1 protein-coding gene is annotated in these 1,043 nt (G+C 66.1%); it reads left to right on the forward strand.

What is annotated here, in order from left to right; genetic code table 11:
* Positions 1–1,013: transglycosylase domain-containing protein (locus ACZ5CR_RS47315; protein ID WP_468870265.1), on the forward strand; the 1,013-nt coding region annotated here is incomplete at its 5' end.
* Between the last annotated feature and the right edge of the window lie 30 nt (positions 1,014–1,043).

The raw sequence follows: 1,043 nt of genomic DNA on the forward strand, positions 1-1,043 counted from the left end.
TGCAGACCAACGACGGTGACGCGTCCTACAACCCGCCGACCTACCAGATCGACCTCCGCGAGGCGATGCGGGAGTCGGTCAACTCGGCCTACGTACAGCTCGGCATGGACGTCGGTCTGGACAAGGTGAAGGCAGCGGCCGTCGACTCCGGTCTCAAGGAGAACAGCCTGGCCAGCGCCAATTACCCGTCCTTCTCGCTCGGTACGTCCTCTCCGAGCGCGATCCGTATGGCCGGCGCTTACTCCACCTTCGCGTCCAGCGGCAAGCAGAACGATCCGTATTCGGTGAAGAAGGTCGAGCACAAGGGCAACACCGTCTTCCAGCACAAGTCGCAGCCCAAGCGAGCCTTCGATCCGGAGGTCGCCGACAACGTCACCGACGTGCTCAGGACCGTCGTCGAGAAGGGCACGGGTACCTCGGCCCAGCTGAGCGGCCGCCAGGTGGCGGGCAAGACCGGTACGACCGACGGCAACAAGTCCGCCTGGTTCGTCGGGTACACCCCGCAGCTCTCGACCGCGATCAGCATGTACCGGCTCGACGACAACGAAGGGAACAAGAAGCGCGAGTTCCTGGAGATGTTCGGCACGGGTGGCGAGGAGAAGATCCACGGTGCCTCGTTCCCCGCGCAGATCTGGAAGGACTACATGGAGCAGGCCCTCAAGGGCGCTCCTGTGAAGAACTTCCCCGTGCCGAAGGAGATCGGTTCGGTCGTCGGCGAGACTCCGCCGCCGGCCCCGAGCCCGACCCCGACGGAGACCGAGGAGCCGGAGGAGTCCGCCTCGCCGAGCCCCACGGACACCGGACCGTCACCGAGCCCGTCGGGTAGCCCCGATCCCGGTGAGTCCTGTGCCGACTGGGACTGGCAGTGCAACAACAACGGCGGTACGTCGGACGGTGGGACCACCGACGGCAGCACCGGCGGGGAGTCACCACCGGCCACTGAAGAACCAACGGGCGGCGGAGGCAACAACGGCAACGGCAACGGAGGCTGGTTGGGGGGCCCGTCAGGCTGATCGACTTCCCCGTGCGTGTGTTTCACGTGA

Source organism: Streptomyces sp. NPDC031274 (assembly GCF_055570235.1).